Origin of the sequence: Geobacter pickeringii (genome assembly GCF_000817955.1) — a bacterium.
GTDB lineage: Bacteria > Desulfobacterota > Desulfuromonadia > Geobacterales > Geobacteraceae > Geobacter > Geobacter pickeringii.
Window position 1 is genome coordinate 3,542,616 of the sequence record NZ_CP009788.1, and the last position, 25,696, is coordinate 3,568,311.

Here is a 25,696-nt window from a genome sequence, read left to right on the forward strand (position 1 = left end):
TTACTGCAGCTTGGCCGTAAAAGCCGGCACGAACTGCATCACGTCGGCCACCACCAGGACGTCGGCCACCTCGCCGATGGGGGCGTCCTTGTCCTTGTTGATGGCGACGATGAAGTCGGATTTCTTCATGCCGGCCAGGTGCTGGATCGCCCCCGAAATGCCGCAGGCGACGTAGAGCTTGGGACTCACGGTCTGGCCGGTGGTCCCCACCTGGTGGCTGTGCTCCACCCAGCCGGCATCCACCACCGGGCGGCTCGCGCCGAGTTCTCCCCCCAGGGCCCTGGCCAGCCCCTCGATGACCGGGACGTTTTCCTTCTTCCCCACCCCCCGGCCGGCACTGACGATCACCTCGGCCCGGGTGAGGTCCACCCCCTTCGCCTCCGCCGGCTCATAACCGACGAACTCCACCCCTGTCGCCCCGTCCGCCACGTCGATCCGCTCCACCTGCGGGGCTCCCGCGGGGATCCCCGTGGCACCGAAGGCGCCGGCCTGGATGGTGAGGACCGATTTTGCCGTCTTGGGGGCAACGGTGCGGCGCATCTTGGCGTTGCAGCACCCCACCTCGTACCCTCCGTCGACGATGCCGACGATCTCCGACACCTGGCCGGCCCTGAGGACTGCGGCCACGCGGGGGGCCAGGTCCCAGCCGTAGGAGGAGTGGACGAAGACGACGCAGTCGGCTCCGCTTCGCGCCACCGCCTCCAGAACGATCCGCTTGTGGACGTCGGGGTTGTACTCGCCGTACTTCGCCGCATCGGCCAGGTAGAGCGTCCCGGTGCCGGCGGGAAGGGCGGCGTCGCTCCCGATGAGGACCAGCGCCCGCTCCGCGCCGAGCCGGTCGGCAAAGGCGAGGAGTTCGTAGGTTGAATCGAGAAGCGTTCCTTCCCGGTATTCGCAGACAAGCAGTGCTTTCATATCGTTCCTCCTCCTACCGGAGCACGGTCGTTTTTTCCTTCAGGATCCCGTAGAGCTGCTCCACCAGGCTCCCCACCTCCCCTTCCAGCACGACTCCCCCCCCCTTGCGGGCCGGCGGATAGAACCGCGCCGTGGCGGCCACGGGCTCTTCCTGTAGCAGCCCGGAGGCGGCCACGCCGAGGATCTCCTTCTTCTTGGCCTTCATGATGTTGGGAAGGGTCGGGTAGCGGGGGATGTTGAGGCCGAGCTGACAGGTGACCACCGCCGGAAGCCGCAGCCTGGCGACCCCCTTGATCCCCCCCTCCAGCTCGCGCGTGGCGGTCACCACCCCGTCGGCGAAGGCGAACCCCACCAGGGTCGTGGCGCAGGCAAAGCCGAGGAGCTCCGCCACCAGCACCCCCACCTGGGCCGACCCCCGGTCCTGGGACTGCATCCCGGTGAAGATGAGGTCGAACCCTTCACCCCCGGCAAAGGTGGCGATGACCGAGGCGATCTGCCACGGGTCCTTCCCCTGGGGGGCCGGGTCCTGGATGTGGACCCCGCGGTCGCACCCCATGGCGAGGGCCTTCTTGATCGCCTCGTTCACCCGGTCCGGGCCGATGGAGAGGACCGTCACCTCCGGCTCGCCGCCGAGCTGCTCCTTGAGCTGCACCGCCTGCTCCACGGCGTATTCGTCGTACTCGTTCATCCGGAAGGCGAGATCGCTCTCCTCGAACCAGGTGCCGCCGCCGTCGGGCCTGAAACGGGACTCCATGTCCGGGACCTGTTTGACGCAGACGAGTATTTTCATGTGAACCTCCCTTGGGATCATCCGCCACAGAGACACGGAGACACAGAGAAAACTGAAAGAGGGCTTCAGGGTTCAACCCTGCTTCATTGTTTTTCTCCGTCCCTCTGTGCCTCCGTGGCGAATTTTCAGATTTGAAGCCTCTCCGCCACGATCTCCGCCAGGTCCCTCACCCGCATGCTCCCCTCGAAGCCGCCGGTCTTGATCCCGTCCTCGAACATGGTGAGGCAGAAGGGGCAGTTGGCCACCAGCAGCGGCGCGCCGCTCTCTTCGGCCATCCGGACCCGGGCCTCGCTGATCTTGGTGCCGAGCTTCTCCTCCGCCAGGATTCGCCCCCCGCCGGCGCCGCAGCAGAAGCTGTCGCCGCCGGCTCTCTCCATCTCCCGCAGATCCCCGCCGGCGGCGGCGAGGACCGCCCGGGGCTCGGCGAAGATATCCTTGTAGCGCCCCAGGTAGCAGGAGTCGTGGTAGGTGACGGGGAAGCGCTCCGCCGCCGGGGAGAGGGCGAGGCGGCCGCTCCGGATAAGCCCGTGGATGAAGGTGGCGTAGTGCTCGGTCTCCAGCCCGAAGCCGAGATCCCGGTAGTCGCGGGAGAGGGTGTTGAAGCAGTGGGGGCAGGTGGTGACGACCTTTTTCGCCCCGCTCGCCTGCATCGCCTCGATGTTCTCGGCGGCCACCATCTGGTAGAGGTACTCGTTGCCGAGCTTTCTCACCGGCTCGCCGCAGCACTTCTCATCCTTGCCGAGGATGCCGACCCGGATGCCGGCGGCGGCGCAGATCTTCACGAAGCTGCGGGCCACTTCGCGGTTCCGCCTGTCGAAGGAGGCGTAGCAGCCGGCGAAGTAGAGGATGTCCGCCTCCTCCCCCTCCGCGACCCGGGCCACGGGGAGCCCCTCGGCCCAGTCGCCCCGGCCGGCGTAGGCGAGGCCGAAGGGGTTGCCGTTCACCTCCACGTTGCTCACGGCGGTGCGGACCTCGTCGCCGGGGAACTCCCCCTCCATGAGGGAGAGGCTGCGGCGCATCTCCACGATCTTGTTCACGTGCTCGATCTCGGCCGGGCAGACGTCCTGGCAGGCGCGGCAGGTGGTACAGCTCCAGAGGGCATCGGCGGTGACGGTCTCCAGCAGTGAGGAGCCGGGGGCGCTCCACGCCGCCTCCCCCACCTGCTGCACCACCTTCATGGGGGAGAGGGGTTTTTCGGTGGCAGCGGCGGGGCAGCGTTCCTGGCAGCGCGCGCAGCCGGTGCAGGCGTCGGCATCGAAGATATCCTTCCAGGTGAGATCGGTCACCTTCGTGGCACCGAACTGCTCCTGCCCCTCGTCCTCCAGGTTGAGGGTGGCGATGGTCCCCTTCTCCTCCAGGGGGGCGAAGAAGGAGTTGGCGGCGGTGGTGAGGATATGCCGCAGCTTGGTGTAGGGGAGGGCGGCGATGAAGCCGAGGACGAGGGCGAAATGGGTCCACCAGAGCACCTTGTGCACGGTGCGGATCGAATCGTCAGTGTAGCTGGTGAAGAGGTGGGCGAAGAGGTATCCCCCGGGAGAGAAGCGCGCCAGGGCCGGGTTCTGCTGCAGCTCCGTGGCGGCCATCCGCGCCCCCTCCACGCAGAAGCCGGTGACAAGGATGGCGAAGAGGAGCTGGTGGACGATGTAGTCGTCGTTCACCGTCTCCAGCCCCGCGGGCTTCACCATGAAGCGCCGGATGAAGAGGGCCGCCAGCATCACGATCGCCACGAGCCCCGCCAGATCCAGCGACAGCGAGAAGGCCTCGTAGAACCCACCCGTGAGGATGTTCACGCGCATCAGGGGGGCGAAGAAATCGGCCTGGAGCATCACCACCATCGTTCCGGCAAAGAGGGTGAGGAACCCCCAGAAGAAGAGGGCGTGGGGAATCCCCCCCCCCTTCACCCGGGCCACCTTCTCCTGACTCAGCACCCGGGAGACGAGGCGTTTCACCCGCTCGTCAAAGCGGTCGAACCGGTCGAGCCCCCTCCCCTGCCGCCAGACCGCCGACCGCTGCCAGAACCCCCAGGCCATGATGCCGAACGCCACCAGGGTGAGGAGGTACATGGGGATCACGACGCCGTGGCCGATGTTCCAGTAGATTTCGCGGGTGGATTCCATTATGCCTCCTTCTTCCTTTCCGGCCTTTAAGCTTTGGCCATTCCCCCTTCACCGCAGCCGAGCGAGCACGGACGGAGCGGAAAAGGGCGTCCCGACTGTCTGAGCGAAGCGAGTTTCGGGGCGACCCCGCATCGGCCAGCGCAGGGAGGGGAGCCCGAAGGGCCTGGGGCGCAGGGGCGCCGTTTTCTTTGCCTTCTTTCTTTTGGGCGAGCAAAAGAAAGAAGGTGGGTCCGGGCAAAGCCCGGGAAAGTCAGCTGAGCAGAAGTTTAGAGATAACCACCCGCTGTACCTCGTTGGTCCCCTCGTAGATCTCGGTGATCTTGGCGTCGCGGAACATCCGCTCCACCTCGTAGTCACAGATGAAGCCGTAGCCGCCGTGGATCTGGATCGCCTCCTTGGTGACGTAGGTGGCGGCCTCGGAGGCGAGCATCTTGCACATGGCCGATTCCATGGTGTAGTTCTTCTTGCCGTCCTTGAGGCAGGCGGCCTTGTAGGTCATGAGCTTGCTGGTCTCGATCTTTGCCCACATGTCGGCCAGCTTGAACTGGATCGCCTGGAGGTCGCAGATGGGGGCGCCGAACTGCTTGCGCTCCTTGGAGTAGGCCAGGGCCCGGTCGAAGGCCCCCTCGGCGATCCCCAGGGCCTGGGAGGCGATGCCGATGCGGCCGCCGTTCAGGGTATCCATGGCGATCTTGAACCCCTGCCCCTCCTGGCCCAGGAGGTTCTCCGCCGGGACCCGGACACCGTCCAGGGCGAAGGCGGTGGTGTAGCTGCCGCGGATGCCGAGCTTCTTCTCGTTCTTGATGATCTCCACCCCCGGGGAGTGGAGATCGACGATGAAGGCCGACACCCCCTTGTGCTTCAGGCTCTTGTCGGAGGTGGCGAAGACGACGCCGGTCCCCCGGTAGCCGCCGTTGGTGATGAAGATCTTGGAGCCGTTGAGGACGAATTCGTCCCCCTCGCGCCGGTAGGTGGTGGCGATGCTTCCGGCGTCGCTCCCGGCGTCGGGCTCGGTCAGGAGGAAGCAGCCGATGATCTCGCCGCTGTTGAGGGCCGGGAGCCACTTCTTCTTCTGCTCCTCGGTGCCGAAGGTGTAGATGGGGCCGCAGCAGAGGGAGGTGTGGGCCGAGATGAGGACGCCGCTGGAGCCGCACGCCTTGGAGACCTCCTCCACCACGATGGCATAGGAGAGCATGTCGAGGCCGGCCCCGCCGTACTCCTCGGGGAGGTAGCTCCCCATGAACCCCATCTCCCCCATCTTCCGCACCAGCTCGTCGGGAATCGCGTGCTCCTCGTCGATCTTCGCGGCGATCGGCTTGATCTCCTTCTCGACGAAGTCGCGCACGGCATCCTGCAATACCTTGTGGTCCTGGCTCAACTCGAAGTTCATGGTGTATCCTCCGTGTTGTAGGGGCAATTCATGAATTGCCCCTACGAGGTTATTTCCCCGTGAATACCGCTTTCCGCTTCTCCACGAAGGCCGCCATCCCCTCCTTCTGGTCGGCGGTGGCGAAGAGCACGCCGAAGAGGGAGGCCTCGTAGCGGAAGCCGTCTTCCTTCGTCATATTGAGCCCGTTGGCGATGGCGTTCTTGGCGTAGGCAACGCCGAGGGTCCCGACGCCGGCAATGGCGGCCGCGGCCTCCTGCGCCTTGGGGAGGAGCTCCTCCGGCGGAAAGAGCTCGTTCACGATCCCCCAGGCCAGGGCCTTGTCGGCCGTGACCATTTTTCCGGTGAAGATCAGCTCGTTGGCCCGGTTCTTCCCGATGAGCCGCGCCAGGTTCTGGGTGCCGCCGAAGCCGGGCATGATTCCGAGGGTCACCTCGGGGAAGCCGAGCTTCGCCTTCTCCGAGGCGTAGATGAAGTCGCACCCCAGGGCCAGCTCCAGCCCGCCTCCCAGGGCGAAACCGTTCACCGCGGCGATCACCGGGGTCCGCATCTTCTCCATCGCCATCATGCAGTGCTGCCCCTTCAGGGCGAACTGGTGCCCCTCGTAGGAGTTCATGGCCGCCATCTCCTTGATGTCGGCCCCGGCCACAAAGGCCTTCTCCCCGGCGCCGGTGAGGACCACCGCCTTCACCGCCGGATCGTACTCCAGTTGATAGAACGCCGCGGCGAGCTCGGTCAGCACCTCGCCGTTCAGGGCATTGAGGGCCTGGGGGCGGTTCACGGTGAGGGTGGCGACGCCGGCGGCGGTTTCGATCAACAAATTATTAAAATCCATAAAAGCCTCCATTTTTGCCACAGAGACACAGAGACACTGAGAAAAAGAAAAAAACCGTTTAAAAACACTTTTTCTGGGTTACTTCAAAAGCCTTCAATCCTGGTATCCTGACTATCCCTGCTGAATCGTCTGTCGCCTTTCTCTGTGTCTCCGTGCCTCTGTGGCAGATTCTAGTAAGAATAAAATCCCCGTCCCGACTTGCGCCCCAGATACCCCGCGTTCACCATCTTCACCAGGAGCGGACAGGGGCGGTACTTGGGGTCCTTGAAGCCGTCGTAGAGGACGTTCATGATCGCCAGGCAGGTGTCGAGGCCGATGAAGTCTGCCAGGGTGAGCGGCCCCATGGGCTGGTTGGTGCCGAGCTTCATCCCCTTGTCGATGTCCTCGGCGGTGGCGATCCCCTCGTAGAGGGCGAAGACCGCCTCGTTGATCATCGGCATCAGAATGCGGTTGACGATGAAGCCGGGGTAGTCCTGGGAGACTGCCATCTCCTTGTCGAGCTTCGCCACCAGCTCCGCCGTGACCGCAAAGGTCTCGTCGCTGGTGGCGTGGCCGCGGATCACCTCCACGAGCTTCATCACCGGCACCGGGTTCATGAAGTGCATGCCGATCACCTTCTCGGGGCGCCGGGTGACGGCGGCGATCTTGGTGATGGGGATGGAGGAGGTGTTGGAGGCGAGGATGGCGCCGGCCTTTGCCGTCTCGTCGAGCCGGCGGAAGATCTCCAGCTTCAGCGGCTCGTTTTCGGTCACCGCCTCCACGGCGAAGTCGACGGCGGCAAGGTCAGCCAGGGCCTGGGTCGTCCGGATCCGCCCCACGGTTTCCCCCACCAGCGCCTCGGGGATCGCCCCCTTCTTCGCCTGGCGCTCCAGGTTCTGCCGGATGGTCGTCACCGCCTTTTCCAGCTGGGGCGCCGCGATGTCGTAGAGCACCACCTGGTAGCCAAACTGGGCGAAGACGTGGGCGATGCCGTTCCCCATCTGCCCCGCGCCGAGAACACCGACTTGCTTGATCATTGCCAACCTCCTGAAAAAAATTCTTCGCCACGGAGACACGGAGGCACAAAGAAAATCTTAAGAACGTCCATCAATTCCTGAATCTCTATCCGGCCGGCGACTTCGACTCATGTTTTTGGCTTTCTCCGTGTCTCTGTGTCTCCGTGGCGAGGTTTCAATGTCACATCCGCTCGAAGATCACCGCCACCGCCTCCCCGCCACCAATGCAGAGGGTGGCCAGGCCGTAGCGCTTCTGGCGCCGGTGCAGCTCCCGGATGACCGTGGCGGCGAGGCGGCCGCCGCTGGCGCCGATGGGGTGGCCGAGGGCGCAGGCGCCGCCGTTGACGTTCACCTTCTCGGGATCGAGGGAGAGCCCCTTGATGGCGATGAGGGCCACGGAGGCGAAGGCCTCGTTGATCTCGAAGAGGTCGATGTCGGAAACCGCCACCCCCGCCTTCTCGCAGACCTTCCGGATGGCGCCCACGGGAGCCTCGGGGAAGTGGTCCGGGTGGCGACTCTCGGTGGCCGATGCCACGATCCGCGCCTTCGGCGTCAGGTTGAAGCGTGTGAGCCCCGCCTCGTCGGTGAGAAGGGCCATGGCGGCGCCGTCGTTGATGGTGGAGGCATTGCCGGCGGTGATGGTGCCGTCCTTCCTGAAGACCGGCCGCAGCTGGGTCAGCTTCGCGACATCGACCTTGAACGGCTCCTCATCGTCCGCCAGGGTCACCTCGCCCCCCTTGCCGTTTTTCACCACCGGCACGATCTCGTCCCGGAAGACCCCTTCCTTCACCGCCGCCTGGGCCCGCTGGTAGGAGCGGAGGGCGAAGGCGTCCTGCTCCTCGCGGGAAAGATTGTTGCGGGCGGCGCTCTCCTCGCCGATCTCCCCCATGTGGCGGCCGGTGTAGGGGTCCTGGAGGCCGTCGTAGATCATGAGGTCGATCACCTCCCCGTGCCCCATGCGGTAGCCGGTGCGCCCCTTCTTGAGGAGGTAGGGGGCGAGGGACATGTTCTCCATCCCGCCGGCGATGACGAGCCGGGCGTCGCCGAGGCGCAGCGCGTCGGCCCCGAGCATGATCGCCTTGAGGCCGCTGCCGCAGACCTTGTTGATGGTCATGGCGTGGGCCGCGTCGGGGATTCCCGCGCCGCGCATCGCCTGCCGGGCCGGGGCCTGGCCGCAGCCGCCGGAGAGGACCTGGCCGACGATCACCTCGTCCACCGTCGCCGGATCGAGGCCGGCCTTCGCCAGGAGCCCGGCCATGACGGTGGCCCCCAGCTTCGGGGCCTCCACGTCGGCGAGCATCCCACAGAAAGAGCCAAAGGGCGTTCTCAGCGCATCCACCACGAATATCTCGTTCATCGAAGCCTCCCGATTGGTATGTCACGTTTGTAGACAATATAAAAACAGTTTACGTTCATGTCAAGTATATATAAAACACTTTTATAAATATTTTCAAGAATGCGACCGATGCAATTTTTTTATCCTGATATTTCAGGACATTTCGCATGTAACCGCATGCACAAATTTTTATAGCCAAGAAATCACATCATTTAATATCTTACGTTAAGGTAATATACGAAGAATTGAAACCGTTGATCCGTGCCGGTGGGCCAAGACTGAAACGGAGAGGGGAAACGGGGGGAAACGCGCGCGCCGGCCGGGAACTTTCCCGCGCCGGCGCCCACATCCGGTTTCGGGTCTGCCTCACTGCATCATCCGGGCGGTCAGGGCCGGCACGAACTGCATCACGTCGGCCACCACCAGGATGTCGGCCACCTCGCCGATGGGGGCGTCCCGGTCCGTGTTGATCGCCACGACGAAATCGGCCTTCTTCATCCCGGCCACGTGCTGGATGGCGCCGGAGATGCCGCAGGCCACATAGAGACGGGGGCTCACCACCTGGCCGGTGGTGCCGACCTGGTGGCCGTGGTCGACCCAGCCGGCATCCACCACCGGCCGACTCGCCCCCAGCTCTCCACCCAGGGCCCGGGCGAGGTCGGCGATGACCGCCACGTTCTCCTTCTTGCCGACCCCGCGGCCGGCGCTGACGATGATCTCGGCCTTGCCGAGGTCGACCCCTTTCTTCTCCGCCGCCTCGTAGCCGACGAACTCGATGCGGGGGGAATCGTCCGCCAGGTCGAGCCGCACCACGGTCGGCACCCCGTGGGGGAGCCCCGACGGGGCGAAGGCGCCGGCCTGGATGGTGACGACGGTGCGGGAGGTCATGGGCGCCACGGTGCGCCGCAGCTTGGCGTTGCAGCAGCCGACCTCGAAGGTGCCGTCTCCGGCCACGGCGACCACCTCCGACACCTGGGCGGCCCCGAGGGCCGCCGCCACCCGGGGAGCCAGGTCCCAGCCGTAGGAGGAGTGGATGAAGACGATGCAGTCGGGATCCTCCCGCTCCGCCGCCGCCAGCACGATCCGCTTGTGGAGCTCCGGATTGTATTCGCCGCCGCGGGCCCCGTCGGCGAGGTAGAGGGTCCCCTCGGCCCGGGGGACGGCATCCTCTCCCCCGACGAGGACGAAGGCCCGGGATGCGCCGAGTCGTTCGGCAAAGGCGATGAGTTCGTAGCTTTCGTCCCGCAGGTTTCCTTCCCGGCATTCACAGACAAGTAATACGTTCATGGCGATTACCTCCTAGCGCGGCACCACGGCCTTCTGCTTCAGGATCCCGACGAGCCGCTCGGCCATGTCGTTCACCTCCCCCTCCATGACCACCCCTCCGCCCCGTTTCTCCGGCCGATGGAGCCGGAGGGTGACGGCCCGCCGTTCCTCGCCGGAGAGCCCGGCCGTCGCCAGGGGAAGGATCTCCTTCTTCTTCGCCTTCATGATGTTGGGGAGGGTCGGGTACCGCGGGACATTGAGGCCGAGCTGGCAGGTGACCACCGCCGGCATCCCCAGCTTCACCACCCCTCTCGTCCCCCCCTCCAGCTCCCGCCGCACGGTGATGACGCCGTTGTCATAGGCGAAGCCGACGATGGTCGAGACGCAGGGATAGCCGAGGAGTTCGGCCACCATGATCCCCACCTGGGCGGAGCCCCGGTCCTGGGACTGCATCCCGGTGAAGACGAGGTCGAACCCCTGGTCCCGGGCAAAGGCGGCGATGAGGGAGGCGATCTGCCACGGATCCTTGCGGGACGCCTCGGGATCCTGGAGATGGACGCCACGGTCGCACCCCATGGCCAGCGCCTTCCGGATCGCCTCGCCGACCCGGTCGGGACCGATGGAGAGGACCGTGATCTCGGGGAGATCGCCGAGCTGCTCCTTGAGCCGGACCGCCTGCTCCACGGCGTACTCGTCGTACTCGTTCATCCGGAAGGCGAGGTCCCCTTCCTCGAACCAGTCGCCGGCGCCGCTCACCCGGAACCGCGACTCCATGTCGGGGACCTGTTTGATGCAGACCAGAATCTTCATGCGTGACCTCCTGGGGCGGAGCACGTCTCCGCCCCCCCCTGACCCGGAACGTTCCGCCCCCGGGACGGGGGCGGGGACGGATCAGAAGAAGTAGAATGCGGCAAAGCGGGCGACGTTGGCGGTACCGCTCTCCGCCAGCCCCGCCAGGGTGCCGCTGCCGTTGGTGACGTTGCCGTACTGGGTGTTGAGGTTCTGGTACTCCACCGCCAGCCGCACCGCGGCATTCAGGTCGTAGGCGATGTTGGCGTAGAGGTTGGAGTTGGATTTCTCGAAGTTGCTGATGCCGCTGTAGCTGGCGTAGTTATAGGCGTTCCTCCGCCCGTAGCCGGCGGTTATCCCCAGGTCCTGGGTGGGGTAGAAGATGAGCTGGCCGTAGAAGCCGTACCCCTTGGCGGCGCTCTTGCTGCCGGCGGGGCCGACGATGGTCCCCGCGGTGGCACCGTTCACGCTCTGGTTGGCAGCCATGAGGAGCTGTCCCTCGAAGGAGGCGGTCATCGCCCGGCTCTTGCCATCCTTGGAGGGGAGGAGCGGCACGAAGGTGTAGAGACCGTACCCCCAGGTGTCCACGCTCTTGCTGTTCCCCCCCACGTCCTGCTTGCCGTAGAGGCCGAAGAGGCCGGCGGTGAGCGAGTTCATGGAGAGGCCGAAGTAGCCGGGAGCAACCCCGAGGCTCTTGCTGACGAGCATCGCCTGCCCCGCCACGTTCACGTTCCCCCCCCACGAATCGCTCCCCGCCCCGCTCTGGGCGTTGCTATCCTGCACCGGGTTCTGCACGCCGAGGACGAGCCGCAGGGCGTTGTCCTGGGTCAGATCCACCCGCTGCGTCACCCGTACCTGGGGGACCCGGGGGTTGTTGGGGGCGCCGGTCTTGTTGCCGGAGCCGAAGTCGACGGTGGAGGAGATGGCCGGGCCGAAGATGTCGTAGGCCTGCCCCACCAGCAGCTGGGTCTTCGTCCAGTCGAGGGTGGCGTTGGCGAGCCGCATCCGCAGGTTGGGGCTCTCGTTGGAAGCGCCGCTGGCGCCATAAAAATCAGCCTCGATGATGGCGTTGGTCTTGGCGCCGAGGAAGGTCGGGCCGGCAACCTTCAGCCAGAAGCGGGACTGGCGGGCGGTGAAGATGGACTGGTCCTGCTGGCCGGCGACGGAACTGCTCTTGGGGATGCCGTTCTGGAGCGTCCCCAGGGCGCCGTTGGCCCCCAGGTTCACCGAGTTGTAGGCGTAATCGAGCTTGACGAAACCGCCGATGGAGAGGTTGAACTTGCTGGTGACCGGCGACGCCATCTTGCCGTAGATCCCCGGGGCCACCTCGCACGAAGGCTCGAAATCGCAGTTGTAGGCCGGCGCCGTGGCCTGGGGGACCTCCTGGGCCAGGACGGGCGTCGCCGCCAGCAGTGCTGCCGCAACCGATATGGATACTCTCTTGATCATTCATTCCTCCTTCACTGTCATTGAAATATGTCGACACCAACTCCCCTGCCGCGCTCACCTGCACCCCGCACCACACCCCCTCTTCCCCGCCTCTCCCGTCAGCCGGCGGATCTGGTCAAAGCCGAAAACCGGCCGTCACTCCACCCTCACCAGGTCGTTCACCCGTGCCTCGCCCCCCTCCCCGAGCCTCCCGCAGATGGGGCCGGACGGGCCCGGATCGATGGTCGTCACCGTCCCCACCAGGGGTCCCGGGACAAAGCCGATCCCTTCAACCACACTGCCGCCGCGATGCACCGGCAGCTTCACCCCGGGCCTGACCCCGGCCCCCCGCTCGGAGCTGAAGCAGACCCGCTCCTTGTCCACCGAGACCACCCGGTAATAGCGGGGATAGGGACGGGGCTCCCCCCCTCTCGGCGGCGGCGCGGGGGCCTCGCCGGCACCCCGGGTCGCCGCTTCATACCCTTTCTTCACCAGCTCCCCCCCGCGGGGGATGCCGCTCTCCACGTAGCGCCGCGGGACCCAGACGGTGGCCGGGGCGGACGGGGACATGGTGGCGGCCGGATTATCGACCTCCACATACTCCTCGGAGGGGGGGGGAACCGGCCGGTTCCCCGCGCACCCCGCAAGGGCGAAGAGGACGATGCACGCGAGCAGGGGGTAACGTTTCATGTGGTTGCTCCTTTCCATGTCTGGCCATTCCGGTCGTCATATGCCGCCGGGGGGGCCGAGTAGCCGACGCAGGTGCCGTGAAGCTCGTGGTGGATGGTGTCGAGCATCTCCCAGACGTTTTCGGCCCCCTCGCTCACCCGGGCGTTGATCGCCAGCGGGAGAGAGCCGAGGAGGAGCATCCGGAGGTTGCCGCACCCCTCCCCCCCTCCCAGCGTCTCGAAGATCTTTCGGGTCAGCCCCTTCCCCACCGGGGTTCCCACCAGGAGATCGAGCCGGGCCTGGATCTTCCGGCAGTTGCCGGTGGGGGAGCGCGCGAAGTCGGCGCGGATGGCCCGGATGGCGAGGGTGTCGGGCTCCACGGTGGTTTCCACCGCCAGGTCGTGGAACCGGTCGACCATGGTGGCGGTCATCACGATGGCGTGATCCGCCGCTCTCCCGATGCTGAACGTGATGTTTCTCTGGAAACCGTCCATGGGCGTCACTCCTCTCGTGGGGGCGTTCCCCGGTTAGAGCGCCATCGTTCCCACTCCGCGGGGGACGGCAAGGGGGGCGTCCGTCGCCCGGCGCACCGTATCGGCGTCCACCCCCGGCGCCAGCTCCCGGAGCACCAGCCCGTCGCCGGTGACATCCATCACCGCCAGGTCGGTGATGATCCGGTTCACCACCCCCCGCCCGGTGAGGGGGAGGGTGCATTGCCCGAGGATCTTTGACTGGCCGTTCCTGCTGCAGTGCTCCATGACCACCACGATCTTCTTCGCCCCGTGGACGAGGTCCATGGCCCCCCCCATCCCCTTCACCATCTTGCCGGGGATCATCCAGTTGGCCAGGTCGCCGCCGGCCGACACCTCCATCCCCCCGAGGATGGCGAGGTCGATGTGCCCCCCCCGGATCATGGCGAAGGAGTCGGCGCTGCTGAAGATGCAGGCCCCGGGGATCATGGTGATGGTCTCCTTCCCGGCGTTGATCAGCTCCGGGTCCACCTCCTCATCGGCCGGATAGGGGCCGATGCCGAGGAGTCCGTTCTCCGACTGGAGGACCACGTGGCGGTCCGCCGGGATGTAGTTCGCCACCATGGTCGGGATGCCGATCCCCAGGTTCACGTAAAAACCGTCCTCCACCTCCTGCGCCGCCCGCTGGGCCAGCTGTTCCCGTGTCAATGCCATTGCCGCTCTCCTTTCCCGTCAGGCCCGGACCGTGCGCCGCTCGATCCGCTTCTCGTAGTCGTCGCACCGCACGACCCGCTGCACATAGACGCCGGGGGTGTGGATGAAGGCCGGGTCCAGCCCCCCCGGCTCCAGCAGTTCCTCCACCTCGGCGATGGTCACCTTCGCCGCCGTGGCCATCATCGGGTTGAAGTTGCGGGAGGTCTTGTTGTAGACGAGGTTCCCCATCCCGTCCCCCTTCCACGCCTTCACCAGGGCGAAGTCGGCCACCAGTCCCGTCTCCAGGAGGTACTCCCGACCGTTGAAGCACCGCACCTCCCGCCCCTCGGCCAGGGGGGTCCCGACGCCGGCCGGGGTATAGAAAGCCGGAATCCCCGCCCCGCCGGCCCTGATCCGCTCCGCCAGGGTCCCCTGGGGAAGGAGCTCCACCTCCAGCTCGCCGGAGAGGAACTGGCGCTCGAACTCCCGGTTCTCCCCCACGTAGGAGGAGACCATCTTCCTGATCTGCCGGTTCTGCAGGAGGATCCCGAGGCCGCAGTCGTCCACCCCGCAGTTGTTGGAGATGACGGTGAGCCCCTTCACCCCCTTCTCCCGCAGGCCGAGGATCAGCTTTTCGGGGATTCCCACCAGGCCGAAGCCGCCGACCATGAGGGTCGCCCCGTCATGGATCCCCTCCAGGGCACTGTCGATCGATGATTGCACTTTCATGGCACGTTCTCCCTTTCCCGCGTCTCCGTCTCTCACGCGTCCCGCAGGGTGAATTCCCAGGCGCACCAGAAATAGTCCGGGTGCGGATCGGGGGGGCAGGCGACGCAGCGGGTCTCGATCCGGGGATCGACGGTGCGGGCGAATTCCGCGTACTCCACGATCCCCACCGACTTGCAGGGGAAGTCGGGGAGCCCCTTGCGCTTGCGGGCCACCTGGACCCGGCACTCCACCATCTGGAAGAGCGCCCGGGTGGCGGAGACCTCCACCGACTGCTGGAGGTTCAGGCGGGCGTAGAGGCGGTGCTTGAGGCACTCCACCAGGGCGGGGATCCCCCCACCGGGCTCGATGCCGAGGCGCGCCATGATCCGCTGGGCCTCGATGACGGTGAACCGGCGCCACGCCTCGCGGTCGGCGTCCATGGCCGCCTCCATGCCGTGGGTGGTCTCGATGGCCTGGAACCAGAGGCCGTCGTGGGCGAGCCAGTTCTTGGCGCTGTCGACGATGATGTCGACCAGCTGGTCCTTGCTCAATCCGTAGAGGAGGCGGACCCCCTCGTCGAGGTGGACCCCCTGGGGGGGCATCAGGCCGGCGGTACAACAGGTATCGGACATGTCGATCTCCTTTGGTTAAGAACTTATTCCGTAAATAACTTTGCGAAGGATCGCGCCCGGAGGTGGCACCGTGCGCCGGGAGAAGGAGGCGCCCACCCCGGCGCACGGTGCAGGTCCCAGGTCTCAGGATCCCGGGCCGTTTCTTTAGATCCGGTTCATCCGCCGGGCCTCCGCCGTCAGCTCCTCCCGGAAGTCGGGATGGGCGATGGCGATCAGGTTCAGGGCCCGCTGCCGGGCGGTCTGCCCCCGGAGCTTCGCCACCCCGAACTCGGTCACGACGGAGTCGACGTCGTTCTTGTTGGTGGTGACCACCGCCCCCGGCTTGAGGGTCGGCACGATGCTGGAGACCGTCCCGTTCTTGGCGGTGGCGGCGGTGGTGATGAAGCTCTTCCCCCCCCGGGAGATGTTGGCCCCCCGGACGAAGTCGGCCTGGCCGCCGGTGCCGCTCCACTGGACGTGGCCCAGGGATTCGGAGCAGCACTGGCCGAGGAGGTCCACCTCGATGGTGGCGTTGATGGCCACCACCCGGTCGTTCGCCCCGATGTTGTACGGGTTGTTGGTGAAGTCCACCGGGTGCATCTCGATCATCGGGTTCTCGTTCATGAACTCGTAGAGGCGCCTGGTCCCCAGGGCGAAGGTGCCGAGGGTCTTGCCGGGGAGGAGGTTCTTTTTCGAGTTGTTCACCGCCCCCGAGAGCATCAGGTCCACCATGCCGTCGGTGATCATCTCGGTGTGGATGCCGAGATCCCGCTTTTTCAGAAGCGCCTTGCAGACCGCGTTGGGGATGCCGCCGATGCCGAGCTGGAGGGTGGAGCCGTCCTCGATGAGCTCGGCGATATGACCGCCGATCGCCTCCTCCACCGCGGTGATGGGAGGGATGGCCAGCTCCACGATGGGGTCGGCGCACTCGATGATGAAGTCCACCTCGGAGATATGGATGTGGCAGTTGCCGTGGGTGCGGGGGGCGTGGGGGTTCACCTGCACCACCACCCGCTTCGCCTTCTTGACCGCCTCCATGGTGTAGGCCACCGAGAGGCTGCAGGTGAAGAAGCCGTGCTCGTCCATGGGGGAGACCACGGTCCCGGCCAGGTCGATGGGCCAGTACTCCCGCAGCAGCTTCGGCACCTCATGGAAGTAGTTGGGGACGAAGTCGGCCCAGCCGTTCTGGACCGCCTTGCGGGAGACGTGGCTCGTGAACCAGGAATTCACCCGGATATGGGGAACGGCGTCCTCGGTGAGGTAGTCGGGGCAGAGGTGGTGCTGCTGGTTGACCACCACCCCTTCGAGCTCGTGCCGGCGGGCCGCCAGGGCCTTGACGAAGAGGGTCGGCTCCCCGGCGCAGATGGGGAAGCAGAGGTGATCCCCCGACTGGACGGTGGCCGCCACCTCCTGGGGGGTGGCGAGTTTCTGCTGGTATTCCTGCTCATGCCGGGAGAGGGCCACTGCTGCGTTATTCATGGGTCATCCTCCTTGTTGGTTACGGGCGTTTGCTCTAGCCTTTCCCCCGCCAAGGGGGAGGGAACTGTTACAGGCGCTTCCGCGTATTAATCACTCAGGCTGTTACCACCGTGGCAGCCCGCTCTGATGTGGGTTCCCGGCACCCCAGCGCCTTCGCCACCCGGGAGCCCGACGGGCGCCCCAGCTGGCCGGAGATGTAGTTTCCGGCGGCCACAAGCTTCTCCAGGTCGACCCCGGTCTCGATGCCGAGGCCATTCAGCATGTAGAGGAGGTCCTCGCTCGCCACGTTCCCCGAGGCGCCGGCGGCGTAGGGGCAGCCGCCGAGGCCGGCCACGGAGCTGTCGACGGTGGCGACCCCCCGCTCCAGCACCGCCAGGATGTTGGCCAGGGCCTGGCCGTAGGTGTCGTGGAAGTGGACCGCCAGCCGGTGCCGCGGCACCTGCTTCGCCACCGCATCCACCATCGCCTCGGCCCGGCCGGGGGTCCCGACGCCGATGGTGTCGCCGAGGGAGATCTCGGAGCAGCCCAGCTCCAGGAGCCGCCCGGCCACCCCGGCCACCGCCCGGAAATCCACCTCCCCCTCGTAGGGGCAGCCGAGGACGCAGGAGACGTACCCCCGCACCGTCAACCCCCGCGCGCCGGCGGTCGTTATGACTGCGGCGAAGCGCTCCAGGCTCTCGGCGATGGAGCAGTTGATGTTCTTCCGGGAGAAGGTCTCGGAGGCGGCGGCGAAGACGGCGACCTCTCCGGCGCCGGCGGCGATGGCCGCCTCCAGCCCCTTCAGATTCGGGACGAGGACCGGGTAGCCGACCCCTTCCCGGCGGGTGATCCCCGCCATGACCTGGGCGTTGTCGGCCATCTGGGGGACCCACGCGGGGGAGACGAAGCTCGTCGCCTCGATGACCGGGAGCCCTGCCTCCGCGAGCCGGTCGATGAGGGCGATCTTCACCGGCGCCGGGATGAGCGTCTTCTCGTTCTGGAGCCCGTCCCGGGGGCCCACTTCCACCATCTTCACCCGCTTTGGCAGCCGCATCTCACCCCCCCTGCTCGTCGGTAAGGGCCAGAAGCTCGACCCCTTCGCTCACCAGGCAGCCGACGGTGAAGTTGAGCCGCTCCACAAGCCCCGGCCGCGGGGCGGTGATGGTGTGCTCCATCTTCATCGCCTCCAGGATCATGAGGGGGCGCCCCTTTTCCACCCGCTCCCCCGGCTCCACCATGACCGCCACCACCTTTCCCGGCATGGGGGCGGTGAGCCTGCCGCCGGTTCCTTCCTCGTCGCCGGTGAGGGCGTAGGGGTCGTGGATGGCGAGGGTGTGGCTCCGCCCCCGCTTCATGATGGTGAGGATGGCGCCGTGGCGGACCACGGTGGCCTTGACGCGCGCCCCCCCCAGATCGGCCAGGAGGTCACCGGCGGCGTCCCGCTCGCCCCGCACCAGCAGCGGTCCTCCCGGCAGTTCCAGGAGATACCCTTCGGCGCGGTAGTGGACCGTCACCTTCACCGCCGTTTCCCCGTCCAGGAAGTGGAGAAAGTGGTGATTGTCGCAGTTGAGCCGCCAGCCGCTGGTCTGGTGCCAGGGGGAGGAGGGATCGAGGGAGGTGGCTGCCGCCCGCCGCGCCTCGTCGGCGCGCCGCAGGAGCACGTCGAGGGAGGCAAGCGCCAGGGTCCGGTCGGAGGCGGGGCGCGGATCGGGGAAGAGGTCGGCCCGGTGCCGCTCGATGAAGCCGGTGTCCAGGTCGCCGGCGGCAAAGGCGGGGTGGGCCGCCACGCTCCCGAGGAAGCCGATGTTGGTGGTGACCCCCACCACCTGGTAGTCGGCCAGGGCCTGCCGGAGGCGGCGCAGGGCACCGGCCCGGTCGGTGTCCCAGACGATCAGCTTGGCGATCATCGGGTCGTAGTAGATGCTCACCTCCCCCCCCTCCCCCACGCCGGTGTCGATCCGGACGTTGGCCCCCTCAACGGGGGTGCGGAGGTGGGCCAGCCGGCCGATGGAGGGGAGGAAATCCCTGGCGGGGTCCTCGGCGTAGATGCGGGCCTCGATGGCGTGGCCGCCGATGGCGAGCTCCTTCTGGCCCAGGGGGAGGGGGGAGCCGGCCGCCACCAGGAGCTGCCACTCCACCAGGTCCTGACCGGTAATCATCTCGGTCACCGGGTGCTCCACCTGGAGGCGGGTGTTCATCTCCATGAAGTAGAAGGAGCCGTCCTCGTCCAGGAGGAACTCCACCGTTCCCGCCCCCACGTAGCCGATGGCCCGGGCCGCCGCCACCGCCGCCACTCCCATCTTTTCCCGCAGGGCCGGCTTCATCCCGGGGGCCGGGGCCTCCTCCAGCACCTTTTGATGGCGCCGCTGGATGGAGCAGTCCCGCTCGAAGAGGTGGACCGCATTGCCGTGGGTGTCGGCGAAGACCTGGATCTCCACGTGGCGGGGCTTGGTGAGGTACTTTTCCAGCAGCACCCGGTCGTCGCCGAAGGAGGCCCGGGCCTCCCGCCGGGCCGAGGCGAGGGCATCGGGGAACTCCGCCCCCTCCCGCACCGCCCGCATCCCTTTGCCGCCCCCCCCGGCGCTCGCCTTGATGAGGACCGGGAAGCCGATCCGCTCCGCCTCCCGCCGCAGGAACTCAGGCTCTTGGTTCTCCCCGTGGTAGCCGGGGACCAGGGGGACGGCGGCCTTCTCCATGATTGCCTTGGCGGCGCTCTTGGACCCCATGGCGCGGATCGCCCCGGTGGGGGGGCCGATGAAGGCGACCCCGGCCGCGGCGCACGCCTCGGCGAACTCGGCGTTCTCGGAGAGGAAGCCGTAGCCGGGGTGGATGGCCTGGGCGCCGCTTCGGGCGGCGACCTCCAGGATCGCCTCTCCCCTCAGGTAGCTCTCCCGGGCCGGGGCGGGGCCGATGCGGTACGCCTCGTCGGCCATGGTCACGTGGAGGGCGTCGGCATCGGCGTCGGAGAAGACGGCCACGGTGCGGATGCCGAGGCGCCGGGCGGTGCGGATGACGCGGCAGGCGATCTCGCCCCGGTTGGCAATGAGAATGGTGTCGAACATGGTCTCTATCCTTTCACCCAGGCAGGTTTTCTCTTTTCCAGAAAGGCGGAGAGCCCCTCTTTCCCCTCGTCGGAGGCGCGGGTAGCGGCGATCCGCTCGGCGGTGTCGCGGATCATCGCCCCGTCGACGGGGCCGGCGGCGACCCGGGCCACCAGCTCCTTGGCGGCGGCCATGGCCCGGGGTCCGTTGGCGAGGAGCCCGGCGGCGAGGCGCTCGACGGCGCCGGAAAGCTCCTCTTCCGCCGTCACCTCGTGGACGAGGCCGAGGCGATGGGCCTCATCCCCCCCGAAGCTCTCGGCGCTCTGGAAGTAGCGCCGCGCCGCCCGGGGACCGATGGCCTCCACCACGTAGGGGGAGATGACCGCCGGGATGAGCCCCAGCTTCACCTCCGAGAGGCAGAAGGTGGCGCGCCGGCTGGCGATGGCGATGTCGCAGCAGGCGACGAGCCCCACCCCACCCCCGTAGGCGGCCCCCTGGACGGCGGCGATGGTCGGCTTCTTCAGGGTGGCCAGGGTCCCCATCAGCTCGGCCAGCCCCAGGGCGTCGGCCAGGTTCTCCTCCCGGGTGTAGTCGGCCATGCGACGCATCCAGGAGAGATCGGCCCCGGCGGAGAAGCTGCGCCCCGCGGCGGCGAGGACCACCACCCGGACGGCGTCGTCTGACTCCAGCCGCCGCAGCTCCCCGGTCAGGGTGGCGATGAGGGCGTCGTCGAAGGCGTTGTGGAGCTCCGGCCGGTTCATGGTGAGGGTGGCGATGCCCCGCTCGTCTATGTCGGTCAGGATGGTTTTGTCAGTCATGTCAGATATCCTTATTCGTGCCGTTCTCTTACATCCGGAAGACGCCGAAGTCGGTCTTCTCCGCCGGCGCGTTGAGGGCCGCCGAGATCCCCAGCCCCAGCGCCATCCGGGTATCGGCGGGGTCGATGATGCCGTCGTCCCAGAGCCGGGCGCTGGCGTAGTAGGGGTGCCCCTGGTGCTCGTACTGCTCCCGGACCGGCCGCTTGAAGGCGTCCTCCTCCGCGGCGCTCCACTGCTCCCCCCGGGCCTCCATCCCGTCCCGCTTCACCTGGGCCAGGACGCTGGCCGCCTGCTCCCCCCCCATCACCGAGATCCGGGCGTTGGGCCACATCCAGAGGAAGCGCGGCGAGTAGGCCCGGCCGCACATGCCGTAGTTGCCGGCCCCGAAGCTCCCGCCGATGAGGACCGTGAACTTGGGGACCTTGGCGCAGGCGACGGCGGTGACCATCTTGGCCCCGTCCTTGGCGATCCCCCCCGACTCGTACTTGCTCCCCACCATGAAGCCGGTGATGTTCTGGAGGAAGATGAGGGGGATTCCCCGCTGGCCGCAGAGCTCGATGAAGTGGGCCCCCTTGAGGGCCGACTCGGAAAAGAGGATCCCGTTGTTGGCCACGATCCCCACCGGGTAGCCGAAGATGTGGGCGAAGCCGCAGACCAGCGTCGTGCCGTAGAGCTGCTTGAACTCGTCGAACTCCGAGCCGTCCACGATCCGGGCGATCACCTCCCGCACGTCGTAGGGCTTGCGGGTGTCGGTGGGGATGACGCCGTAGAGCTCGGAGGGGTCGTAGAGGGGTTCCGCCGGCTCCCGCAGGGCGAGCTCCGGGCGCTTGACCCGGTTCAGGTCCGCCACGATCCGCCGGGCCAGCTCCAGGGCGTGGCCGTCGTTGGCGGCGTAGTGGTCGGTGACCCCGGAGGTGCGGCAGTGGACGTCGGCCCCCCCCAGCTCCTCGGCGCTCACCACCTCGCCGGTGGCCGCCTTCACCAGGGGAGGTCCGCCGAGGAAGATGGTCCCCTGGCGCCGGACGATGACGCTCTCGTCGGACATGGCCGGGACGTAGGCCCCGCCGGCGGTGCAGGAGCCCATCACCACGGCGATCTGGGGAATTCCCTTCCCCGACATGTTCGCCTGGTTGTAGAAGATCCGGCCGAAGTGCTCCCGGTCGGGGAAGACCTCGTCCTGCTGCGGCAGGTTGGCCCCGCCGGAGTCCACCAGGTAGATGCAGGGGAGGTGGTTCGCCTCGGCGATCTCCTGGGCCCGCAGGTGCTTCTTCACGGTGGCCGGGAAGTAGGTCCCCCCCTTCACCGTGGCGTCGTTGGTGACGATCATGCACTCCCGCCCGGAGACCCGGCCGATGCCGGTGATGATCCCGGCGGCCGGGACGTCGCCGCCGTACATCTCCCAGGCGGCCAGTTGCGACAGCTCCAGGAAGGGGGAGCCGACGTCGAGGAGCTGGCGGATCCGCTCCCGGGGGAGGAGTTTCCCCCGCTCCACATGCTTGGTCCGGGCCTTGTCGCCCCCCCCGAGCTTGATCCGGGCCACCTTGTCCCGGAGGTCGGCCACCAGCCCGCGCATCACGTCGGCGTTGGTGCGGAATTCGTCGGTTGCGGTGTTGATGGAACTCTTCAGTACGCTCATGGCGGGTTGGTCTCCTCGGTATCTACTGGAGGGGCAATTCATGAATTGCCCCTACGAACTGCCCCTCCATTGATTTCTCAGGCATGCGCCGTCTCGTTGAAGAGCTCGCGCCCGATGAGCATCCGGCGGATCTCGCTGGTGCCGGCGCCGATCTCGTAGAGCTTGGCGTCCCGCAGGAAGCGGCCGGTGGGGTACTCGTTGATGTAGCCGTTGCCGCCAAGGCACTGGATCGCCTCCAGCGACATCCAGGTGGCCTTCTCCGCGGCGTAGAGGATGGCGCCGGCGCAGTCCTTGCGGCTCGTCTCGCCGCGGCTGCAGGCGTTGGCCACGGCGTAGACGTAGGCCCGGGAGGCGTTGAGGGTGGTGTACATGTCGGCCACCTTCCCCTGCATCAGCTGGAACTGGCCGATGGGCTGGCCGAACTGCTTCCGCTCGTGGAGGTAGGGGACCACCACGTCCATGCAGGCCTGCATGATCCCGAGGGGGCCCGCCGCCAGCACGGAGCGCTCGTAGTCGAGGCCGCTCATGAGGACGTTGACCCCTCGCCCCACGCCGCCGAGGATGTTCTCCTCGGGGACCTCGCAGTTCTCGAAGACCAGCTCGCAGGTGTCGGAGCCCCGCATCCCGAGCTTGTCGAGCTTCTGGGCCGTGGAGAATCCCGCGAACCCCTTCTCGATGAGGAAGGCGGTGATCCCCCGGGGACCGGCGTCGACGTCGGTCTTGGCGTAGACCACCAGGGTGTCGGCATGGGGGCCGTTGGTGATCCACATCTTGTTGCCGTTGAGGATGAAGCGATCCCCCTTCTTGTCGGCCCGCAGACGCATGCTGACCACGTCGGAGCCGGCCCCCGGCTCGCTCATGGCCAGGGCCCCCACGTGCTCGCCACTGATGAGCTTCGGGAGGTACGTGCGTCTCTGGGCCTCGGTGCCGTTGCGAAAGATCTGGTTCACGCAGAGGTTGGAGTGGGCGCCGTAGGCGAGGGCCACCGAGGCGGAGGCCCGGGAGAGCTCTTCCATGGTGATGGCGTGCTCCAGGTACCCCATGCCGGCTCCGCCGTACTCCTCGGAGACGGTGATCCCCAGCAGCCCCAGGGCCCCCATCTTGGGCCAGAGGTCCATGGGGAAGTGGTTGTCCCGGTCGATGTCGGTGGCCCGCGGCGCGATCTCCGCCAGGGCAAAATCCCGGACCGTCTCCCGCAGGATGTTGGTGGTCTCGCCAAGATCGAAATTGAGTGTCGGATATGCTTTCATCGTCATCTCCCCCTTGCGTGGTCTGGTTTGGAATCGCCCCCCGGCGGGGGGCGGTGCCGGGATGGTCCCGGCTTCCGCGATCTGCTCTGTACGCAAAGACAAAGCAACCGCAATGCCAAACGCTGTTACAAATACAAACAAGCATGCAAGCCTGACTGTAACAACCTGTATTTGTTGAAACAATTTTGATTTGTCCTGTGATTAAACCATGACTGAACCGATGAATGGCCCTGTATACCTTTGGATACACAACCGGATTTATAAAATACTGTGTTGATAAAACCGGTCTTATATCCAGCAGTTTAAACGCGCTGTTACCAGCGTTTACACATTATCCAAAAGTTAACACCGACTCTTACCGGTTTATGTCTCTTGAATTTTATTTTTCAATAACAAAAAAAGCGCACATGGCCATACGCCACATGCGCTTTGTCATTACATATATTATGTGTGTCAGTTCACGTTGCGCTACGCATCGCAGTTGCCATTATCAACATGCGTTACAGACACTATCTCCAGTTTAATGATCAACTGCTTTGGCAATGCCGATGCCGGTATTCTGCCTGACATACATTTCGTCGAACATATCCTCCGCCCGCCGGTCCCGGAAGGCGAGGCAGCCGATGACCGCCGCCAGGAACCCGAGGGGGACCGAGACGATGCCGGGGTTCTTCAGCGGGAAGAGCGGTGCGTCGAGCCCCATGATCGAGGTGCCGTCCTTGTTGTTCGCATAGTCGCTGCGGGCCTTTTCCAGGGCCTTCCGGTCCTTCTCCGCCAGCGTCCCCCCCGCCGCCTGTTTCTTCTCCAGCGCCTCCACGACCTTTTTCGCGTCGGCCGCGATCTTCTTCGGGTAGGTCATGTTGGGGGAGACCAGCACCAGGCCGATGGCGGCGACGGTGCCGACCACGATCCCCGAAACGATCCCCGCCGTGTTGAACTTGCGCCAGAAGAGGGAGAGCATGATGACCGGGAAGTTCCCCGATGCCGCCACGGCGAAGGCGAGGGCCACCAGGGCGACGATGTTCTCCTTCTCGGCGGCGATCCCCATCCAGATGGCGAGGGCCCCCACCACCAGCGAGGTGATCCGGGCGGTGACGACCTGCTCCTTCTGGTCGGCCTTGCCATCCTTGACGATGTTGACGTAGATGTCGTGGGCGATGGCGGCCGAGGCGGCCAGCACCAGCCCCGAGACCACCGCCAGGATGGTGGCGAAGGCCACCGCACAGACGAAGGCGAGGAAGAGGTCGCCCCCGATGGATCCCTCGCCCCCTCCCAGGTACTGGGCCAGGAGGAGGGTCGCCATGTTCCCCCCCTTGTCCATGGCCGCGATCTTCTGGGGGGTGATGTGGATGGCGGCGCCGAAGCCGAGGAAGGTGGTCAGGATGAAGAAAGCCCCCATGAGGAAGACCGCGATCCGGATCGACTTGCGGGCCTCTTTGGCGTTGGGGACCGTGAAGAAGCGCATCATGATATGGGGAAGGCCGGCGGCGCCGAGAACCCACGCCAGCCCGAGGGAGAGCTGGTCGAGGGGGTTCTTCAGGAAGAGCCCCGGCTGCAGGAAGCGCTTGCCGTAGTCGAATCCCGGCTCCGGGAGCGGATGCTTCAGGACCCCCATCCGGACATGGTCCTGGATGGCGGCGTTGCTCACCACGTCAGAGAAGAAGCGCAGCGGGTTCATCCCCGCCTTGAGGGCCACCAGCAGCGACAGGATGACGGCCGCCGTCAGCAGCAGCGCTGCCTTGATGATCTGCACCCAGGTGGTCGCCTTCATGCCGCCGAAGACCACGTAGATGATGAGGAGGGTCCCGACGCCGATGACCGACACCTTGTAGGGGATGTCGAGGAGGAGCTGCATCAGTTTGCCGGCCCCCACCATCTGAGCCAGGAGGTAGAAGGTGGAGACCGCCACGGTGGAGATGGCGGCCGCGGCCCGGACCGGCTTCGGGGAGGCCCGGAAGCAGAGGATGTCCCCCATGGTGTACTTCCCGGCGTTGCGCAGCGGCTCCGCCATGAGGAGGAGGATCGTCACGAAGCCGAGGATCGGCCCGGTGGAGTACATGAAGCCGTCGATCCCGTAGAGGGAGATGAGCCCCGACATCCCGAGGAACGAGGCGGCCGAGACCACGTCGCCGGTGATGGCCCAGCCGTTCTGCACCCCGCTGATCCCTCCCCCCGCGGTGTAGTAGTCGGCGACGGTCTGGGTCTTCTTCGCCGCCCAGACCACGATTCCCAGGGTGGCGAGGATGATGAGGCCGAACATGCTGAGGGTGATCGCCTTGTTGGTCCTGACCTTTGCCGGCTCGCCCGCTTTCTCCCCCCCGCGGGCGGCGGGGACGGCGGCTGCGGCCGCGGAAGACGCCGGGGCGGCGGCACCCGCGGGAGAGGTCACGGCGGAGACCGGTTTTGCCGGTTCGGCCCCCACGGCCACCCCGCCCAACAGAAGTGCGGCAAGCGCACATAACACCAGTCGTTTCATTGCCTCCC

Annotated in this window: 22 protein-coding genes; all 22 read right to left on the minus strand. The window is 66.6% G+C overall.

The window, feature by feature from the left end; genetic code table 11:
- The 22 genes from GPICK_RS16130 to GPICK_RS16235 all read right to left on the minus strand — a co-directional run bounded on the left by GPICK_RS16130 (window position 1) and on the right by GPICK_RS16235 (window position 25,688).
- Window positions 1-915: an electron transfer flavoprotein subunit alpha/FixB family protein gene (locus tag GPICK_RS16130; protein WP_039744925.1), complete on the minus strand. Its 915-nt coding sequence runs from the start codon at window positions 913-915 to the stop codon at window positions 1-3.
- A 13-nt stretch (window positions 916-928) separates the two neighbouring features.
- Window positions 929-1,705, minus strand: a complete 777-nt coding sequence (locus GPICK_RS16135) for an electron transfer flavoprotein subunit beta/FixA family protein (RefSeq protein ID WP_039744927.1) — start codon at window positions 1,703-1,705, stop codon at window positions 929-931.
- Between the two features lie 125 nt (window positions 1,706-1,830).
- On the minus strand, window positions 1,831-3,822 hold the full coding sequence (locus GPICK_RS16140; RefSeq protein WP_039744929.1) for a heterodisulfide reductase-related iron-sulfur binding cluster: 1,992 nt from the start codon (window positions 3,820-3,822) through the stop codon (window positions 1,831-1,833).
- A 250-nt stretch (window positions 3,823-4,072) separates the two neighbouring features.
- Window positions 4,073-5,212 (minus strand): acyl-CoA dehydrogenase, encoded by a 1,140-nt coding sequence (locus GPICK_RS16145; protein ID WP_039744931.1) that lies wholly within the window; start codon window positions 5,210-5,212, stop codon window positions 4,073-4,075.
- A gap of 49 nt (window positions 5,213-5,261) precedes the next feature.
- Window positions 5,262-6,044, minus strand: coding sequence for an enoyl-CoA hydratase-related protein (locus tag GPICK_RS16150; RefSeq protein WP_039744933.1), 783 nt, complete (start codon window positions 6,042-6,044; stop codon window positions 5,262-5,264).
- Window positions 6,045-6,214: 170 nt separating this feature from the next.
- Window positions 6,215-7,060 carry a 3-hydroxybutyryl-CoA dehydrogenase gene (locus tag GPICK_RS16155; RefSeq protein WP_039744935.1) on the minus strand — a complete coding sequence of 282 codons (846 nt, stop codon included), beginning with the start codon at window positions 7,058-7,060 and terminating at the stop codon, window positions 6,215-6,217.
- A 160-nt stretch (window positions 7,061-7,220) separates the two neighbouring features.
- A complete protein-coding gene (locus GPICK_RS16160) occupies window positions 7,221-8,396 on the minus strand; it encodes a thiolase family protein (RefSeq protein WP_039744936.1) in 1,176 nt (391 codons plus the stop codon).
- A gap of 345 nt (window positions 8,397-8,741) precedes the next feature.
- Window positions 8,742-9,662, minus strand: coding sequence for an electron transfer flavoprotein subunit alpha/FixB family protein (locus GPICK_RS16165; RefSeq protein ID WP_039744938.1), 921 nt, complete (start codon window positions 9,660-9,662; stop codon window positions 8,742-8,744).
- Window positions 9,663-9,674: 12 nt separating this feature from the next.
- On the minus strand, window positions 9,675-10,451 hold the full coding sequence (locus tag GPICK_RS16170) for an electron transfer flavoprotein subunit beta/FixA family protein (RefSeq protein WP_039744939.1): 777 nt from the start codon (window positions 10,449-10,451) through the stop codon (window positions 9,675-9,677).
- An 81-nt stretch (window positions 10,452-10,532) separates the two neighbouring features.
- Window positions 10,533-11,879, minus strand: coding sequence for a hypothetical protein (locus GPICK_RS16175; protein ID WP_039744940.1), 1,347 nt, complete (start codon window positions 11,877-11,879; stop codon window positions 10,533-10,535).
- Between the two features lie 135 nt (window positions 11,880-12,014).
- A complete protein-coding gene (locus GPICK_RS16180) occupies window positions 12,015-12,548 on the minus strand; it encodes a hypothetical protein (RefSeq protein WP_039744942.1) in 534 nt (177 codons plus the stop codon).
- A complete protein-coding gene (locus GPICK_RS16185) occupies window positions 12,545-13,021 on the minus strand; it encodes a DUF2889 domain-containing protein (protein WP_052263470.1) in 477 nt (158 codons plus the stop codon). The genes GPICK_RS16180 and GPICK_RS16185 overlap by 4 nt, the downstream gene beginning before the upstream one ends.
- Window positions 13,022-13,054: 33 nt before the next feature.
- Window positions 13,055-13,711 carry a CoA transferase subunit B gene (locus tag GPICK_RS16190; RefSeq protein ID WP_039744944.1) on the minus strand — a complete coding sequence of 219 codons (657 nt, stop codon included), beginning with the start codon at window positions 13,709-13,711 and terminating at the stop codon, window positions 13,055-13,057.
- Window positions 13,712-13,729: 18 nt separating this feature from the next.
- Window positions 13,730-14,419: a CoA transferase subunit A gene (locus GPICK_RS16195; protein WP_039744945.1), complete on the minus strand. Its 690-nt coding sequence runs from the start codon at window positions 14,417-14,419 to the stop codon at window positions 13,730-13,732.
- Window positions 14,420-14,451: 32 nt separating this feature from the next.
- Window positions 14,452-15,030: a DUF6125 family protein gene (locus GPICK_RS16200; protein ID WP_039744948.1), complete on the minus strand. Its 579-nt coding sequence runs from the start codon at window positions 15,028-15,030 to the stop codon at window positions 14,452-14,454.
- Window positions 15,031-15,174: 144 nt separating this feature from the next.
- Window positions 15,175-16,488 carry an acetyl-CoA hydrolase/transferase family protein gene (locus tag GPICK_RS16205; RefSeq protein WP_039744951.1) on the minus strand — a complete coding sequence of 438 codons (1,314 nt, stop codon included), beginning with the start codon at window positions 16,486-16,488 and terminating at the stop codon, window positions 15,175-15,177.
- A 94-nt stretch (window positions 16,489-16,582) separates the two neighbouring features.
- A complete protein-coding gene (locus tag GPICK_RS16210; protein WP_039744953.1) occupies window positions 16,583-17,521 on the minus strand; it encodes a hydroxymethylglutaryl-CoA lyase in 939 nt (312 codons plus the stop codon).
- A 1-nt stretch (window position 17,522) separates the two neighbouring features.
- The gene (locus tag GPICK_RS16215) at window positions 17,523-19,529 is read right to left on the minus strand and encodes an acetyl/propionyl/methylcrotonyl-CoA carboxylase subunit alpha (protein WP_039744954.1); all 2,007 of its coding nucleotides are present in this window, start codon (window positions 19,527-19,529) and stop codon (window positions 17,523-17,525) included.
- Between the two features lie 5 nt (window positions 19,530-19,534).
- Window positions 19,535-20,326 (minus strand): enoyl-CoA hydratase/isomerase family protein, encoded by a 792-nt coding sequence (locus tag GPICK_RS16220; RefSeq protein ID WP_039744956.1) that lies wholly within the window; start codon window positions 20,324-20,326, stop codon window positions 19,535-19,537.
- A 28-nt stretch (window positions 20,327-20,354) separates the two neighbouring features.
- The gene (locus GPICK_RS16225; protein ID WP_039744958.1) at window positions 20,355-21,962 is read right to left on the minus strand and encodes a carboxyl transferase domain-containing protein; all 1,608 of its coding nucleotides are present in this window, start codon (window positions 21,960-21,962) and stop codon (window positions 20,355-20,357) included.
- Between the two features lie 77 nt (window positions 21,963-22,039).
- Entirely contained in the window at window positions 22,040-23,212 is a 1,173-nt protein-coding gene (locus GPICK_RS16230; RefSeq protein ID WP_039744959.1) for an isovaleryl-CoA dehydrogenase, read from the minus strand.
- A 520-nt stretch (window positions 23,213-23,732) separates the two neighbouring features.
- Entirely contained in the window at window positions 23,733-25,688 is a 1,956-nt protein-coding gene (locus GPICK_RS16235; RefSeq protein ID WP_039744961.1) for a solute symporter family protein, read from the minus strand.
- Between the last annotated feature and the right edge of the window lie 8 nt (window positions 25,689-25,696).

Coding starts and splice junctions, on each gene's coding strand:
- GPICK_RS16130 (WP_039744925.1), bottom strand. CDS start 915: ATGAAAGCACTGCTTGTCTGCGAATACCGGGAAGGAACGCTTCTCGAT.
- GPICK_RS16135 (WP_039744927.1), bottom strand. CDS start 1,705: ATGAAAATACTCGTCTGCGTCAAACAGGTCCCGGACATGGAGTCCCGT.
- GPICK_RS16140 (WP_039744929.1), bottom strand. CDS start 3,822: ATGGAATCCACCCGCGAAATCTACTGGAACATCGGCCACGGCGTCGTG.
- GPICK_RS16145 (WP_039744931.1), bottom strand. CDS start 5,212: ATGAACTTCGAGTTGAGCCAGGACCACAAGGTATTGCAGGATGCCGTG.
- GPICK_RS16150 (WP_039744933.1), bottom strand. CDS start 6,044: ATGGATTTTAATAATTTGTTGATCGAAACCGCCGCCGGCGTCGCCACC.
- GPICK_RS16155 (WP_039744935.1), bottom strand. CDS start 7,060: ATGATCAAGCAAGTCGGTGTTCTCGGCGCGGGGCAGATGGGGAACGGC.
- GPICK_RS16160 (WP_039744936.1), bottom strand. CDS start 8,396: ATGAACGAGATATTCGTGGTGGATGCGCTGAGAACGCCCTTTGGCTCT.
- GPICK_RS16165 (WP_039744938.1), bottom strand. CDS start 9,662: ATGAACGTATTACTTGTCTGTGAATGCCGGGAAGGAAACCTGCGGGAC.
- GPICK_RS16170 (WP_039744939.1), bottom strand. CDS start 10,451: ATGAAGATTCTGGTCTGCATCAAACAGGTCCCCGACATGGAGTCGCGG.
- GPICK_RS16175 (WP_039744940.1), bottom strand. CDS start 11,879: ATGATCAAGAGAGTATCCATATCGGTTGCGGCAGCACTGCTGGCGGCG.
- GPICK_RS16180 (WP_039744942.1), bottom strand. CDS start 12,548: ATGAAACGTTACCCCCTGCTCGCGTGCATCGTCCTCTTCGCCCTTGCG.
- GPICK_RS16185 (WP_052263470.1), bottom strand. CDS start 13,021: ATGGACGGTTTCCAGAGAAACATCACGTTCAGCATCGGGAGAGCGGCG.
- GPICK_RS16190 (WP_039744944.1), bottom strand. CDS start 13,711: ATGGCATTGACACGGGAACAGCTGGCCCAGCGGGCGGCGCAGGAGGTG.
- GPICK_RS16195 (WP_039744945.1), bottom strand. CDS start 14,419: ATGAAAGTGCAATCATCGATCGACAGTGCCCTGGAGGGGATCCATGAC.
- GPICK_RS16200 (WP_039744948.1), bottom strand. CDS start 15,030: ATGTCCGATACCTGTTGTACCGCCGGCCTGATGCCCCCCCAGGGGGTC.
- GPICK_RS16205 (WP_039744951.1), bottom strand. CDS start 16,488: ATGAATAACGCAGCAGTGGCCCTCTCCCGGCATGAGCAGGAATACCAG.
- GPICK_RS16210 (WP_039744953.1), bottom strand. CDS start 17,521: ATGCGGCTGCCAAAGCGGGTGAAGATGGTGGAAGTGGGCCCCCGGGAC.
- GPICK_RS16215 (WP_039744954.1), bottom strand. CDS start 19,529: ATGTTCGACACCATTCTCATTGCCAACCGGGGCGAGATCGCCTGCCGC.
- GPICK_RS16220 (WP_039744956.1), bottom strand. CDS start 20,326: ATGACTGACAAAACCATCCTGACCGACATAGACGAGCGGGGCATCGCC.
- GPICK_RS16225 (WP_039744958.1), bottom strand. CDS start 21,962: ATGAGCGTACTGAAGAGTTCCATCAACACCGCAACCGACGAATTCCGC.
- GPICK_RS16230 (WP_039744959.1), bottom strand. CDS start 23,212: ATGAAAGCATATCCGACACTCAATTTCGATCTTGGCGAGACCACCAAC.
- GPICK_RS16235 (WP_039744961.1), bottom strand. CDS start 25,688: ATGAAACGACTGGTGTTATGTGCGCTTGCCGCACTTCTGTTGGGCGGG.